Origin of the sequence: Pollutimonas bauzanensis (assembly GCF_900129885.1) — a bacterium.
Classification (GTDB): Bacteria; Pseudomonadota; Gammaproteobacteria; order Burkholderiales; family Burkholderiaceae_B; genus Pollutimonas; species Pollutimonas bauzanensis.
Genome location: NZ_FQXE01000002.1, coordinates 385260 through 399293 on the forward strand (window position 1 = coordinate 385260; position 14034 = coordinate 399293).

General features: G+C 65.2%; 13 protein-coding genes. 9 read left to right on the top strand and 4 right to left on the bottom strand.

The annotated features are described in order from the left end of the window. The first annotated feature begins 127 nt into the window (after positions 1 to 127). From BUB23_RS04950 to BUB23_RS04960, 3 genes are all read left to right on the top strand, one after another. Positions 128 to 2197 (top strand): TonB-dependent copper receptor, encoded by a 2070-nt coding sequence (locus BUB23_RS04950; RefSeq protein WP_073101981.1) that lies wholly within the window; start codon positions 128 to 130, stop codon positions 2195 to 2197. A gap of 128 nt (positions 2198 to 2325) precedes the next feature. Next, positions 2326 to 3378 carry a cytochrome-c peroxidase gene (locus BUB23_RS04955; RefSeq protein WP_084135754.1) on the top strand — a complete coding sequence of 351 codons (1053 nt, stop codon included), beginning with the start codon at positions 2326 to 2328 and terminating at the stop codon, positions 3376 to 3378. Between the two features lie 134 nt (positions 3379 to 3512). Then, the gene (locus BUB23_RS04960; RefSeq protein WP_073101982.1) at positions 3513 to 3935 is read left to right on the top strand and encodes a PaaI family thioesterase; all 423 of its coding nucleotides are present in this window, start codon (positions 3513 to 3515) and stop codon (positions 3933 to 3935) included. A gap of 32 nt (positions 3936 to 3967) precedes the next feature. Here the strand turns inward: BUB23_RS04960 and BUB23_RS04965 are convergent, their stop codons facing one another. Together BUB23_RS04965 and nadE are read right to left on the bottom strand one after the other, a co-directional pair. After that, a complete protein-coding gene (locus tag BUB23_RS04965; protein ID WP_073101983.1) occupies positions 3968 to 5011 on the bottom strand; it encodes a hydroxyacid dehydrogenase in 1044 nt (347 codons plus the stop codon). Between the two features lie 215 nt (positions 5012 to 5226). Then, positions 5227 to 6075: an ammonia-dependent NAD(+) synthetase gene (nadE, locus tag BUB23_RS04970; RefSeq protein WP_281255538.1), complete on the bottom strand. Its 849-nt coding sequence runs from the start codon at positions 6073 to 6075 to the stop codon at positions 5227 to 5229. A gap of 157 nt (positions 6076 to 6232) precedes the next feature. Here nadE and BUB23_RS04975 point away from each other — a divergent pair, with 157 nt between their 5' ends. After that, positions 6233 to 7432, top strand: a complete 1200-nt coding sequence (locus BUB23_RS04975) for an MFS transporter (RefSeq protein WP_073101984.1) — start codon at positions 6233 to 6235, stop codon at positions 7430 to 7432. On the opposite strand, the gene BUB23_RS04980 is transcribed toward BUB23_RS04975, so the two are convergent. After that, positions 7385 to 8326 carry a LysR family transcriptional regulator gene (locus BUB23_RS04980; protein WP_073101985.1) on the bottom strand — a complete coding sequence of 314 codons (942 nt, stop codon included), beginning with the start codon at positions 8324 to 8326 and terminating at the stop codon, positions 7385 to 7387. The genes BUB23_RS04975 and BUB23_RS04980 overlap by 48 nt on opposite strands. A 156-nt stretch (positions 8327 to 8482) precedes the next feature. Between BUB23_RS04980 and BUB23_RS04985 the strand changes: the two genes are divergently transcribed. Continuing rightward, positions 8483 to 9181 (top strand): pirin family protein, encoded by a 699-nt coding sequence (locus BUB23_RS04985; RefSeq protein ID WP_073101986.1) that lies wholly within the window; start codon positions 8483 to 8485, stop codon positions 9179 to 9181. Here BUB23_RS04985 and ilvD read toward each other — a convergent pair. After that, complete coding sequence (gene ilvD, locus BUB23_RS04990; protein WP_073101987.1) at positions 9178 to 10863, bottom strand: dihydroxy-acid dehydratase; 1686 nt, start codon at positions 10861 to 10863, stop codon at positions 9178 to 9180. The genes BUB23_RS04985 and ilvD overlap by 4 nt on opposite strands. A 258-nt stretch (positions 10864 to 11121) precedes the next feature. Here ilvD and BUB23_RS04995 point away from each other — a divergent pair, with 258 nt between their 5' ends. The 4 genes from BUB23_RS04995 to BUB23_RS05010 are packed head-to-tail and all read left to right on the top strand — an operon-like array spanning position 11122 to position 14015. Next, positions 11122 to 12105 carry an ABC transporter substrate-binding protein gene (locus BUB23_RS04995; RefSeq protein ID WP_073102186.1) on the top strand — a complete coding sequence of 328 codons (984 nt, stop codon included), beginning with the start codon at positions 11122 to 11124 and terminating at the stop codon, positions 12103 to 12105. Further along, positions 12102 to 12884 (top strand): ABC transporter permease, encoded by a 783-nt coding sequence (locus tag BUB23_RS05000; RefSeq protein WP_073101988.1) that lies wholly within the window; start codon positions 12102 to 12104, stop codon positions 12882 to 12884. The genes BUB23_RS04995 and BUB23_RS05000 overlap by 4 nt, the downstream gene beginning before the upstream one ends. Further along, on the top strand, positions 12877 to 13578 hold the full coding sequence (locus tag BUB23_RS05005; RefSeq protein WP_073101989.1) for an ABC transporter ATP-binding protein: 702 nt from the start codon (positions 12877 to 12879) through the stop codon (positions 13576 to 13578). Before BUB23_RS05000 ends, BUB23_RS05005 begins: the two co-directional genes overlap by 8 nt. Then, entirely contained in the window at positions 13575 to 14015 is a 441-nt protein-coding gene (locus BUB23_RS05010) for a CopD family copper resistance protein (protein WP_073101990.1), read from the top strand. Before BUB23_RS05005 ends, BUB23_RS05010 begins: the two co-directional genes overlap by 4 nt. Positions 14016 to 14034: the final 19 nt, after the last annotated feature.

A 14034-nucleotide genomic window follows, 5' to 3' on the forward strand; every position in this document is an offset into this window, starting at 1 on the left:
TTGCCTATCCACCCCCAGTCATCCGGCCATCGCGGACGTTTTCCGCAAGGCCTTCGCGCGCGCCGCAAGCCGCGGCCCGCATCGCATTGCATCGCCGCGGCCATCCAAGCACAGAAGAAGCCTCATCATGATAAAAAAGCACGTATTCAACCGCCCGGCCTGGCTGCTTGCCACGCTGGCCGCCTCGTTTCCCGCCTGGCCGCAAGCCGTCCGGGAGCCCTCCGTCACGACGCTGGACGCCGTAGTCATCACCGGCGTCTCTCCCGACTCGCCGCTGACCTTCGTCACCGATCCCAAGAAGCCGCGCCAGCCCATACCGGCCAGCGACGGCACCGATTACCTGAAAACCATACCGGGCTTCTCGGCCATCCGCAACGGCGGCAGCAACGGCGACCCTGTCCTGCGCGGCATGTTCGGCTCGCGGCTGAATATCCTGACCAACGGCGCCATGATGCTGGGAGCCTGCCCGGCGCGCATGGACGCCCCCACTTCGTATATTTCACCGGAAACCTTCGACCGGCTGACCGTCATCAAGGGGCCGCAGACCGTGCTGTGGGGCCCGGGCGCTTCGGCCGGCACCATCAAGTTCGACCGCGACGCGCCCGGCTTCACCGAACCCGGCGTGCTTTTCGACGGCACCCTGACCGGCGGCTCGCGCGGCCGCAACGACCAGGCCGCCGACCTTGCCGCCGGCACTGAAAAATTCTATGCGCGCGTCACGGCCAACCACTCCCATTCGCAAGATTACAAAGACGGCGACGGCAACATCGTCGCCTCGCGCTGGGACAAATGGAATACCGACGTCGCGCTGGGGCTGACGCCCGATGCCGACACCCTGATAGAGCTGAGCGCCGGAACCGGCGACGGCGAGGCGCGGTATGCCGGGCGCGGCATGGACGGCAGCCAGTTCAAGCGCGAAAGCCTGGGCCTGCGCTTTGAAAAGCGCAACATGGACGGCATGCTCAAGAAAGTCGAGGCGCAGCTCTATTACAACTACGCCGACCACGTCATGGACAACTACAGTCTGCGGCCTTTCAAGCCCTCGGGCAGCATGAGCATGCCCATGGCGTCCAATGTCGACCGCGCCACCTGGGGCGGCCGCTATGCGGGCACTCTGGACCTCGCCGAGACACTGAGCCTGGTCGCCGGCATGGACTACCAGGAGAACCGCCACCGCAAGCGCAGCGCGATGGGAGCCGCGGCGCAATCCTATGACAGCCAGCCATGGGTGAAGGATGCGGAATTCAGCGACACGGGCCTGTTCGGCGAATTGACCTGGCAGGCCAGCGCGGCGGGCAAGGTCATCGGCGGCGCGCGCGTCGACTGGGCCTCGGCCAAGGATTTCCGCAAGACGACGGGCAGCGGCATGGCGCAGATGCCCAACCCCAGCGCGGGCAAGCGCCGCAGCGACACCCTGCCCAGCGGCTTTCTGCGCTATGAACGCGAGCTGGACGGGCTGCCCGCCACGGTCTACGTAGGCCTGGGCCACGTGGAGCGCTTCCCCGATTACTGGGAGATGTTTTCGCCGACGCGCGGACCCGCGGGCTCCGCGAACGCCTTCCAGGGCGTGAAGCCCGAAAAAACCACCCAGCTGGACTTCGGCGCGCAATACAAGACCGAAAAGCTGGACGCCTGGTTCTCGGGATACGCGGGCTATGTGAACGACTTCATCCTGTTCGACTATTCGGGCAGCTCGATGATGAGCTCCACCTCCCAGGCCGCCAATGTCGACGCGCGCATCCTGGGTGGCGAGCTGGGCGCCTCGTACAAACTGGCCGCGCACTGGACCGTGGGCGGCACCCTGGCCTATGCCTGGGGTGAAAATCGCAGCGGCGGCTCGGCGCTGCCGCAGATCCCGCCGCTGGAAGCGCGCCTCAGCGCAAGCTATGAAAGCGGCCATTGGTCCGCCGGCGCCCTGTGGCGCGTGGCGGCGGCGCAGAAGCGCTATGCGCTGGACCAGGGCAATGTGGTCAGCAAAGACTTCGGCCCCAGCGCCGGCTTCGGGGTCTTTTCGCTGAACGGCGGGTACGCGGTCGACAAGCGGCTGCGCTTCACCTTTGGCGTGGACAACCTCCTGAACAAAACCTATAGCGAACATCTGAACCTGGCCGGCAACGCCGGATTCGGCTATGCCGCCAATACCGCCATCAACGAGCCCGGCCGCACGATCTGGGCCAGCGTGAACTTCAAGTATTAGGAAGGCGCAGCCCGCCCCGCGCGCCGGCGCGCGGGGCGGGCGAAACGGCAAAATCTTGATTCTTATCAAAACCGGAGAGGGATAACCATGTTGTCATAGTGGTGATTATCCAACACCGGGGAATTACCATGTCCAAAACCATTACCGCCGCATTGTGCGCTTCCGCCGCTCTGGCATTAGGCGCGCCCGCCATGGCCGCGCAACCTTCGTCCGCCGAACTGCGGGCGACCGCCAGCAAGCTTTTCCAGCCCATCCCCGAGGCGCAGGTGGTCGTGCGCGACAAAAAGCTGACACCCGACCAGATACAGCTGGGAAAATGGCTGTTCTTTGAACCCAGGTTGTCGAAAAGCCACATCATCAGCTGCAACACCTGTCACAGCGTGGGAACGGGCGGGGCCGACAATATACCGACCTCCATCGGCCACGGCTGGCAGCATGGCCCGCGCAATTCGCCCACGGTATTCAACGCGGTCTTCAATATCGCCCAGTTCTGGGACGGCCGCGCGGCCGACCTGCAGGAGCAGGCCAAGGGGCCCGTGCAGGCCAGCGTCGAAATGAACGCCACTCCCAAGCACGTCGAAGACACGCTGCGCAGCATTCCCGAGTATGTCGAATTCTTCGCCAAGGCATTCCCCGGCGAAAAGCAGGCCATCACCTTCGACAACATGGCAAAAGCCATCGAAGCCTTCGAGTCGACGCTCACCACGCCCAATTCGCGCTTCGACCAATACCTGGCCGGCAAGGAAACCCTCAACGGCACCGAATTGAAGGGCCTGAACCTATTCATCAGCAAGGGCTGCGTGGCGTGCCATGCCGGCATCAATGTCGGCGGCCAAGGGTATTTCCCATTCGGCGTGGTGAAGAAACCGGGCGCCGAGGTGCTGCCGGTGAAGGACAAGGGCCGCTTTACGGTGACCAACACGGCGTCCGACGAATATGTCTTCCGCGCCGGCCCCTTGCGCAATATCGCCCTGACCGCGCCTTACTTTCATAGCGGCGAAGTATGGGATCTCGAACAGGCCGTCGCCATCATGGGCTCGAGCCAGCTGGGCCAGGAGCTCAATGCCGACGAGGTGAAGTCCATCACCGCCTTCCTGAATACCCTGACCGGCGAACAGCCCAAGGTGGAATACCCCACCCTGCCGCGCAGCACCGCCGCAACGCCCAAACCGCAGCAATAACGGCTGGACACTCGGCGCGGCCAGTTGACCTGGCCCGCGCCGGTCCGTGTCCGCCCGCCACGATTTTCATTTGCGGCGCTATGGCGATATGATCGGGACTGCCTTTACAGCCCATCCCGAACATAAGCGCAACAATGACACCAATACCAGACGGCTACCGCGAGCGGCGCTATAACAGCGATTTCACGGATTTATGCGGACCCTTCTTCGAAAAGATAGAAAACGGCCAGCAGACCGAGCTTGCGCTGCGGATCTCCAGGAAACACAGCAATCTTCGCGGCATCACGCACGGCGGGCTGCTGGTGACCATCGCCGATAGCGCCATAGGCGACGCGGTCGCCCAGGCCTACGGCAACGAAGTGGGCATAGTCACCGTCAGCCTGAGCAGCGAATTCTTCAAGCCGGCGAACGTGGGCGACTGGCTCGTCGCGCGCGCGACGGTGCAGAAACAGGGCCGGAGCCTGACTTTCGCCGACTGTTTTCTGTACGTGAACGGCGAGAAAATATTCCGGGCCAGCGGCGTATTCGCCGTCGTCGATAGAAAAGGCGCGCGCTAGCGCCGCGCCTCGTCATCCGGCGGCGCGCCGGCCTATTCGAAAAAGTCCGCCGCGGCGCGCAGCCGCGCCAGGAAATCGGGCAATACTTCGCTGTTGACCATGCGGGCCGGCGTCTCGCCCCGGCACACTTGCAGGATTTGCTCGGCGGCCATCGTCGCCACATTCCTGCGGCATTCATGGGTGACCCCCGCCGTGTGATAGGTCGAGACCACGTTGCGCAGCGACAGCAGGGGATGGTCGGCGCGCGGCGGCTCCACCTGCCATACGTCCAGTCCAGCCCCGCCCAGGTGGCCGGAAGCCAGCGCGCCATGCAAGGCCGCCTCGTCATGGATGCCGCCGCGCGCCGTCGATATGAACAGCGCCCGCCGCTTCATTTTCGCAAAGGCCTGCGCGCCGAGCATGCCCGAGGTCTCGCGCGTGCGCGGGCAGTGGAGCGAGACAATATCGCTGGCCTCCAGCAACTGCTCCAGCGTCGCGGCTTGCGCCCCGCGCGCGGCAATGGCGTTTTCGTCCAGGTAGGGGTCATAGGCCAGCACCCGCATGCCGAAAGCGGCCCCGAGCCTGGCGGTCCGCGTGCCGGTATGGCCCAGCCCCACCAGGCCCAGCACCTTGCCGTTGAGCTCATGGCCCATCAGGTCCTCGCGCGAAAAACCGGTTTCCGTCCTGAGCCTGTGATCCGACTCGACGATGCGCCGCGCCACGGCGAGCATCAGGCCGATGGCGTGCTCGGCGACCGAATTGGCATTGCCGCCGGCCTGGTTCACCACCAGGATGCCGGCCTGCGTGCAGGCTTGCACATCGACCGTGTCGTAGCCCGCCCCCGCGGTGGAGACGCAAACCAGCGCGGGGCAGCGCTGTATCAATTGGGGCGTCACCAGCCATGCGGGCGGCACTTCATCTTTCGCCGAGGAAATATGATAGATGTCGGCTTGCGCCAAATGCGCCCAGTTGCGCTCCTCGTCGCCGCGGACATCCAATACCTCCAGGCTGGCCTGCGGGCTGGCGCCCAGGATGTCCTCGAAACTGGCATCGGACCAGAAGTTGAACCTGACTACTTTTTTAGGGGTATTTTTCATATGGGGGGGGGGTGCCATTGAGAGAGACTTTTCGTCGAGTTCATGCTCGGCCGCGTAGCCATCTTAAACTGGAAAATCATTGTCTTCCCCCCCGTTCCCTTCCGACGCCTCCGCACCTGGGGCCGGGCCAGGCCCGGCTTTCGACCGGGTGCACATGGCCAGGGCGGCTGGCATCGAAGCGGTGATCCAGCCGGCCGCGCCGGGGCCGGCCCCGGCTAGCGGGCCGCCTGGCCTTGCGGAAAGGCCGGCAGGGACCGCTTGTGGGCGGAATTGCGGTAGGTGCGCAATATGACTTCATAGACCTGCTGCGTGACGTCCTTGCCTTCAAGGAAGTCGTCGATTTCGCCATAGGTTATGCCAAAGGCGTCCTCGTCGGGCTTGAGGGGCGCCAAGGTTTCGAGATCGGCGGTGGGCACCTTGGAAACCAGCGCGTCCGGCGCTCCCATTTCCTTGGCCAGCGCGCGCACACGCCGTTTGCTCAAGCCCGCCAGGGGCGTCAGGTCGGCCGCGCCATCGCCGAACTTGGTGAAGAAGCCCATCAGCGCTTCGGCGGCGTGATCGGTGCCGACCACCAGCCCGCCATGGGCGCCGGCCACCGCGTACTGGGCGATCATGCGCTGGCGCGCCTTGATGTTGCCGAGCAGGAAATCCTGGTGGAGGTCATCGCGAAACGACACCTTGGCATGGACCAGGGAGTCCAGCATCGCGTCGCTGGCGGGCTTGATGTTCACGGCGACGGTCTGGTCCGGCTTGATCACGTCCAGGCAGGCCTGCGCATCGTGTTCGTCCTGCTGCTCGCCGTAGGGCAGGCGCATGGCGATGAAGCTTGCCGCAAGGCCGCGCTGGCGCGCCGCCTGCGCGGCCTTTTGCGACAGGCAGCCGCCCACCAGCGAATCGACCCCGCCGCTTATGCCCAGGACCAGGGCGCGCGCGCCGCTGGCCACCAGATAATCGGCGATAAAGTTCACGCGGCGCTCGATTTCCTGCCGCGCATCGAAAACGCTGTCTACACAAAGCTCGGTGATAATGTCGCGCTGCGTGGCGCGTTGCTCGGGAGTTAGCACGATTTTTCCTTTCCGGTTCGACACATCATTGCAAAGGGGAGGCGGGCGTTCGCCCTGGCGCAGAAGGGTATGATACGCCAGGTAACGCCGGGCCCAGGGAACACAATAGCGTGATCCGCGCCCTTTTCGCCACCCCCACACAGGATTTCCGTCGACCATGCGTTCCACCCCATCGGCATCTTTTGTACTTGCCGCCACGCTGACCGTGCAATCGCTCGCGGCGATGGCCTTGCTGACACTGCCGGTAGTGGCGCCAGCCGTGGCGCAATCGCTTGGAATCTCGGCGGCCTATGTAGGCCTGTACGTCGCCCTGGCCTATGCCGGCGCCATGACCGCCAGCCTGCTCGCGGGCGGGGCGGTCAGGCGATTCGGCGCCATACGCCTGAGCCAGATCGGGCTGCTGCTGTGCGCCGCCGGCGTCGCCGCCTGCGCCATAGAATCGCCGGCCGCCATGGCGCTGGGAGCGGTGCTGGTCGGCCTGGGCTACGGGCCCATCACACCCGCCAGTTCCCACCTGCTGGTGCGCAGCACACCCGCGCACCGCATGTCGCTGGTTTTTTCCATCAAGCAGACGGGCGTGCCGCTGGGCGGCGTGCTGGCCGGCGTCATCATTCCCACCCTGGCCGAGCTGGCCGGCTGGCAGTGGGCCTTCGTCGCGGTGGCGATCGCCTGCCTGCTGTGCGCGGCCGCCATCCAGCCCTTGTGCGCATCGCTCGATGCCGACAAGGACGTCAAGCAGCGCGTATCCTTCGGCAACGGGCTGGCCGGCCCGCTCAAGCTGGTGTTCAGCCAGCGCAGCCTGACCGTGCTGGCGGCGGTGTCCTTCCTGTTTTCCATCACGCAATTGTCCCTGACCACCTACTTGGTGACCTTCCTGCATGAGGACTTGAGCATGGGCCTGATCGTGGCGGGCTTCACCCTGGCCGTCGCCCAGGCGGCCGGCGTGGCGGGCCGGCTTTTGTGGGGCTATATGGCCGACAAATTCCTGGGCCCGACCAATATGCTGGCCGCGCTGGCCGTGCTGATCGCCGTCTGCTCCCTGGCCACCGCCCTGCTCCAGTATGTCGATTCGCCATTGCTGGTGATCATCGTCCTGTCCCTGTTCGGCAGCAGCGCCGTCGGCTGGAACGGCGTGTACCTGGCCGAGGTGGCGCGGCAGGCGCCCCGCGGGCAAGCCAGCGTGGCCACCGGCGGCACACTGGCCATGACCTTCCTGGGCGTGGTGGTCGGCCCGCCGCTGTTCGGCCTCATTGCCGCCGTTTTCGGCAGCTACAGCCTGGCTTATGCCTCGCTGATCGTTCCGGCGGGGCTATGCCTGTGGCTGCTCCTGCGCTATCGCGCCGCCTTCATCAAGTAGTCCGGGCATGGCCCCGGCCGCCTGCCTGAGCACCTGGCCCAGCTGCCGCGCCGCGGGCCCCGGGCCGGCCGCGCCGCCAAACACCAAGTACAGCGGCACCCGGCGGCTCTGCCCTTTGCCCAGGGGCAGGGGCCAGATGCTGCCTTCCTCCAGACGCTTCTGGATCAGATGGCGCGGCAGCCACGCAAACCCCAGGCCATCGGCCACCATCGCCGCCGAGGTTTCCATGCTGCTCACCGTCCAGCGCAGCATGGAGCCCAGCCAGCCTTCGTCGCGCGGCTGCAGCGTGCCGGAATCGCGCAGCACGATCTGCATCTCGCGCTTGAGGTCTTCGGCGTCCAGTTCGCGCCCCAGGCGATGCAGGGGGTGGCTCGGATGCGCCACCGCGACAAAATCCACATCCAGCAGAAGATCGCCCAGATAGCCGGCCGGCACCCGCGTGCCTATCAGGACATCCGCGCGCTGCGCGAGCAGGGCCTCGTCGGCGCCCGACAGCACCACTTCGCTCAATTGGATGCGGGTCTGCCCCGCTGCGCGGGTGAATTGCGTCAAGGCCTGCAGCAGCAAAGGCGTGGGAAACGCGACATCGACCACCAGCCGCAGTTCGGCTTCCCAGCCTTGTTCCAGGCGCGCGGCCAGCTGCTCCAGCCGGTGGGCGTCGGCCAACAGCTCACTGGCCTGGACCAGCAGCGCCTTGCCATTGCCCGTGAGCCTGGCCTTGCGGCCTTCGATGGCGAGCAGCTCGACGCCCGCCTGCTCCTGCAGGCGGGCCACCATATAGCTGACGGCCGACTGGCTGCGATGCAGGGCCGCGGCGGCCTGGGCGTAGCCGCCATACTCGACTACGGCCTGCAATACGCGCCATTGTTCCAGGGTGGTCTTGAGCACCTGCATGCCGGCTCCGTGAATGTGAATATCCAGGGACCGGCCGGCCGCTGGATATATCTATTTTATAGATCAATATACGTAGTATTTTGCGCTATTCTATCCAATAAATGAATATTAAAATACATCCATTGGAGCAAGCCTCCTTCTTTTCTGGAGCGGATCATGATGGAACTTCGCAAGGCGGCCGATCGCGGCCACGCCCAGCACGGCTGGCTGGACAGCCACCACACGTTTTCCTTTGCGCAATATTACGACCAGCGGCAAATGGGCTGGAGCACGCTGCGTGTAATCAATGAAGATACGGTGCAGGCCGGCGAAGGCTTCGGCACGCACGGCCACCGCGATATGGAAATCATTTCCTATGTGCTGGAGGGCGCCCTGGAGCACAAGGACTCGATGGGCTCGGGCTCGGTGATACGCCCCGGCGACGTGCAGCTCATGAGCGCCGGCACCGGCGTGCACCACAGCGAATTCAACCATTCGCGCAGCGAGCCGGTGCATTTCCTGCAGATATGGATCACGCCCAAGTTTTCGGGCATCAAGCCCAGCTACCAGGAAAAGCGCTACGAAGACGCCGAAAAACGCGGCCGGCTGCGCCTGGTGGCATCGCCCGACGGCACGGACGGTTCCTTGAGCATCGCGCAGGACGCCAGGGTGTATGCGGCCTTGCTCGACGGCGCCGAACGCATCGAGCACCCCGTGGCCCCGGGGCGCCATGCCTACCTGCATGTCGCCCGCGGGGAACTGACGCTCAACGGGCTGGCGCTGGCCGCGGGCGACGGCGTGAAAATCGCCGGCGAGAGCCAGCTTGCGCTGGCCGGGGGCCGGCGCGCCGAAGTGCTGCTGTTCGACCTGGCCTAGAAGTTGTCCAGCACCGCCCCGGTGCTCGCGGTGGACGCATTGAAGGCGAATTTCGCCTGCACGCCGCGGGTATAGCGGGGCGCGGGCGCCTTCCAGGCGGCCAGGCGGGCGGCGATCTCATCGGCCGGCACGTTCAATTCCAGCAGTTGCTTGTGGGCGTCGATGGTTATCGAGTCGTCCTCGCGCACGATGGCGATGCACCCGCCCACGGCGGCTTCGGGGGCGACGTGGCCCACCACCATGCCCCAGGTTCCGCCCGAAAAGCGGCCGTCGGTGATCAGGCCCACGGAATCGCCCAGGCCCGCGCCTATCAATGCGCCGGTGGGGGCCAGCATTTCCGGCATGCCCGGCCCGCCCTTGGGCCCCAGGTAGCGCAGGACCATGACATCGCCCGCCTTGATTTTGCCGTCTAGTATGGCCTTCAGGGCCGATTGCTCGTCCTCGAACACGCGCGCCGGGCCGGTCATGACCGGATTCTTCAGGCCGGTGATCTTGGCGACCGCGCCTTCGGGCGACAGGTTGCCCTTGAGGATGGCCAGGTGCCCTTCCTTGTACAGCGCCTTGGCTATGGGGAAGATCACGTTCTGATCGGCGCCCGGCGTGCCGGGTATGTCCTTTAGGATTTCGGCGATAGTCTGGCCGCTGATGGTGACGCAGTCGCCGTTGATCAGGCCCGCATCCAGCAAGATCTTCATGACCTGCGGCACCCCGCCGGCCTTGTGGAAATCCACCGCCAGGAAATGGCCGCTGGGCTTGAGGTCGCAGATTACCGGCACGCGCCGGCGCACCCGCTCGAAGTCGTCTATGGTCCATTCGACGCCCGCCGCGTGGGCGATCGCCAGGATATGCAGCACGGCGTTGGTCGACCCGCCGGTGGCCATCACTACGCTGACCGCGTTCTCGATGGACTGGCGCGTCACGATATCGCGCGGCTTCAAGTCCAGCTCGATGGCTTTCAGCAGCACGCGGGCCGACTCGGCGGCCGATTCGGTTTTTTCGTCGTGCACATTGGCCATGGTGGACGAATAAGGCAGACTCATGCCCAGCGCCTCGAAGGCCGAGCTCATGGTATTGGCCGTGTACATGCCGCCGCAGGAACCGGGCCCGGGAATGGCGTGCAGCTCGATTTGCCTGAGTTCCTGGTCGCTCATGCGGCCCGCCGCGTTTTCGCCCACGGCTTCGAAGACGCTGACGATGTTCAAGTCCTTGCCGTGCAGCCGTCCGGGCAGGATGGTGCCGCCATACACATAGATGGCCGGCACATTGGCGCGCAGCATTCCCATCATGCCGCCCGGCATGTTCTTGTCGCATCCGCCGATGACGACCACCCCGTCCATCCACTGGCCCTGCACACAGGTTTCCACGCAGTCGGCAATGACCTCGCGCGACACGAGCGAATACTTCATGCCTTCGGTGCCCATGGCCATGCCATCGGAAATGGTCGGCGTGCCGAACACCTGCGCGTTGCCGCCCGACGCTTCGATGGCGTCGATCGCCGCATCGGCCAGCTTCTGCAAACCGCTATTGCACGGGGTAATGGTGCTGTAGCCATTGGCCACGCCAACCATGGGCTTGTCGAAGTCTTCTTCTTTGTAGCCCAGCGCGTAATACATGGAGCGGTTGGGCGCCCGGGCGGCCCCCTGGGTGATATTCGCAGACCGCAGGCGTTTGGATGTGCTCATTTCTTTCCTTTGCTGAATTGGGGCCCATGCGCGACAAGGGCGTGGCGTAAGTCGAAAAAGGAGTTTACCCCCTAAGCGCGCCAGCGTCGCTGCGTTCCCCGCCGGGATGGCGTGGGCAGGCCCGCCCCGAGGTTTGCGCGGCGGATCCCGGGCCGGCTCGCATCGGGGAAAATTTTTTTGGAAACTTGATTTGCATCATGGAATTCACAAGGACTATCGTGCGACTATACGCAGTTGATAATCATTCGCATTTATATTATGTTCAGACCTCTGCTCAAAGCGTTACTGCTGGGCGCGCTTTGCATGGCGGCGGCCAGCCTGCCCGCGCGCGCCGCCCGGTACGAGAAGCTGACACTGGCCGGCCCCACGGCCGTCGTCACCTTTCCCTTGCTGCATATGGTCGAAACCCAGGCGCTCAAGCAATACACCGACAAACTGGAATTTCGCCTCTGGCAGAATCCCGACCAGTTGCGCGTGCTGCTGGCCAAGAAGGAAATCGATTTCAGCGCGGCGCCAAGCAACCTGCCGGCCCTGATGGCCAATCGCGGCGACCCGGTGCGCCTCCTGAACATATCGGTGTGGGGCATTTTGTGGCTGGTCAGCCGCGACCCCGCCGTGCACGGCTTCGCCGACCTGGCCGGCAAAGAACTGCTGGTTCCCTTTCAGCGCGACCTGCCGGCGGTGCTGCTCGATACGCTGCTGCAGGCCCAGGCCTTGCCGCCCGAAAAAGCCGTGCGCCTGCGCCGCACGCGCGACTCGCAGGACGCCATCGCGCTGATGCTGACCGGGCAGGGGCAGCACGCCCTATTGGTCGAGCCCACCGCATCGCTGCTGATGTGGCGCAACCAGCAGCAAGGCGGCGCGCCGCTGTACCGGGCGCAAAGCCTGGAGGCGGCCTGGCGCGCCAGCTTTCCCGGCCAGGCCGACCTGCCCCAGGCAGGCATCATGGTCAATTCGCATCTGGCCCACGACATCGCGCTGAGCCGCGCCGTCGACCAGGCCTATGCCGACTCGGCCGCCTGGTGCTCCAGCCATCCGCGCGATTGCGCCGAGCTGGTTCACCGCCATATCCCCCACTTGCCCGTCGCCGCCATAGAAGACGCCATCGAGGTCACCAGGCTGGACAGCCGCCCGGCTAACACCATACGCCCCCAGCTGGAAGCCCTGTACCGCCTTCTGGGCGAACAGCACCCGCAGGCCATCGGAGGCCGCCTGCCTGACGCGGACTTCTACGGCCCATGACGCCATCGAATCTACGCCTGTCGGGGCGCACATCGAGGCTGTGGTCGGCGCTGGGCGTGCTGTTGCTGCTCGCCGGCTGGCAGCTGACCGCCCAATACCTGGGTCCCATGTTGATGGCGACCCCTTTGCAGGCCCTGCGCGCCCTGGGCGTCCTGGTCAACAGCGACTCGTTCTGGCGCAATGCCAATGCCAGCCTGGCCCGCATCGCCATAGGCGTGGGCGCCGGCTGCGCCATCGGCTTCGCGCTGGGAGTGCTGGCCGGGCACAACGCCAAGCTGCGCGGCCTGCTGGAACCCCTGCGCTGGCTCCTGATGGCCATGCCGCCGGTGGTCGTGGTGGTGCTTGCCATGCTGTGGTTCGGCCTGGGCTCGTCCATGGTGATTTTCATCACCGTGCTGATGATGGCGCCCGGCATGTATGTGAATACCGTCAAAGGCATGCTGCTGGTCGACAGGTCGCTGATCGAAATGACGCATGTCTACCGTTTCGGCGCCTGGATGCGCTTGCGTCATCTGTACTTGCCGGCGCTGGCCGCGCCCCTGACCGCCGCCCTCCTGATCGCCACTTGCGGCGGGGTGCGCCTGGTCGTCATGGCCGAGGTGCTGGGCGCCGAAAGCGGCGCCGGCTTTGCCCTGGCCAATGCCCGCAGCACCTTCGACAGCGGCGAACTCTATGCCTGGGTCATCCTGATCCTTGCCCTGGTCGCCGCGCTGGAATTCGTTTTGCTTCAGCCTCTGCAGCGCCGCCTCACGCAATGGCAGGAGCCCAGCCATGCTTGAAATGCGCCAGGTATCGCTGAGCTTCGGCGCATCGCGCGTGCTCGACGCCATCGATTTCCGCGTGGCGCCGGGCGAGCGGGTCGGCGTGCTGGGCTCCAGCGGCGCCGGCAAAAGCACCCTGCTCAGGCTGGCCGCCGGCCTGCTCAGGGCCAGCAGCGGCGCCTGCATCAACAGCTACCGGCATTCGCTGCTGGTGTTCCAGGAGCCGCGCCTGCTGCCTTGGCGCAGCATCCAGGACAATATCGAAATTCCCCTGCTGGCGGCGGGCTGCTCCCGGGAGCAGGCCCGTGCGCGCGCCGGCCATTGGCTGGAACGCGTGGACCTGGCGGGTGTGGGCAAGGCCTGGCCGGGCGAACTCTCCGGCGGCATGGCGCAGCGGGCCGCGCTGGCGCGCGCCTTTGCCATGCAGCCCGACCTGCTGTTGCTGGATGAACCCTTCAGCGCGCTCGACCCCGCCCTGCGCGCCGCGCTGAGCAAACTATGCAACGAATGCGTCAAGGACACCGGAGCCGCGCTGCTGTGCATCAGCCACCACCCCCATGAACTCGTCGAGATGGTCGACCGCTGCGTGCTGATCGCCCACGGCAAGCTGCAATCCTTCGACTTCGAAAGCGCCATGAACGGCCAGACGCGCGCGGCGGCCGCCGACTCCCTGCACCAGACGCTGCTCAACCAGGAAACCATAGCGCCATGAGCTACCCCGTGCTGTTGATCATTCATCTATTTGCGGCGCTGGTCTTCATCGGCACGGTGTTCTTCGAAGTGCTGATACTGGAAAGCGTGCGCAAGCATGTGCCGCGCGACATGATGCGCACTCTTGAAATGGCGATCGGCGTGCGCGCGCGCCAGCTCATGCCATGGGTCCTGCTGGTCCTGTACAGCGCCGGCATCGCCATGGCGTGGCATCACCGGGCGGCGCTGGCCCATCCTTTCGAGAGCAGCTTCGGCCTGCTGCTGAGCATCAAGATAGTGCTGGCGCTCAGCGTATTCGGCCACTTCCTCACGGCCATGACGCTGCGCCGCAAAGGCAAGCTGCACTCCATACACTTCCAGCGCATCCACCTCAGCGTCTTCTGCCACATGGTCGGCATCGTCCTGCTGGCCAAAGCCATGTTCTATCTGCACTGGTAATCCATATCCCTTCCCCTCG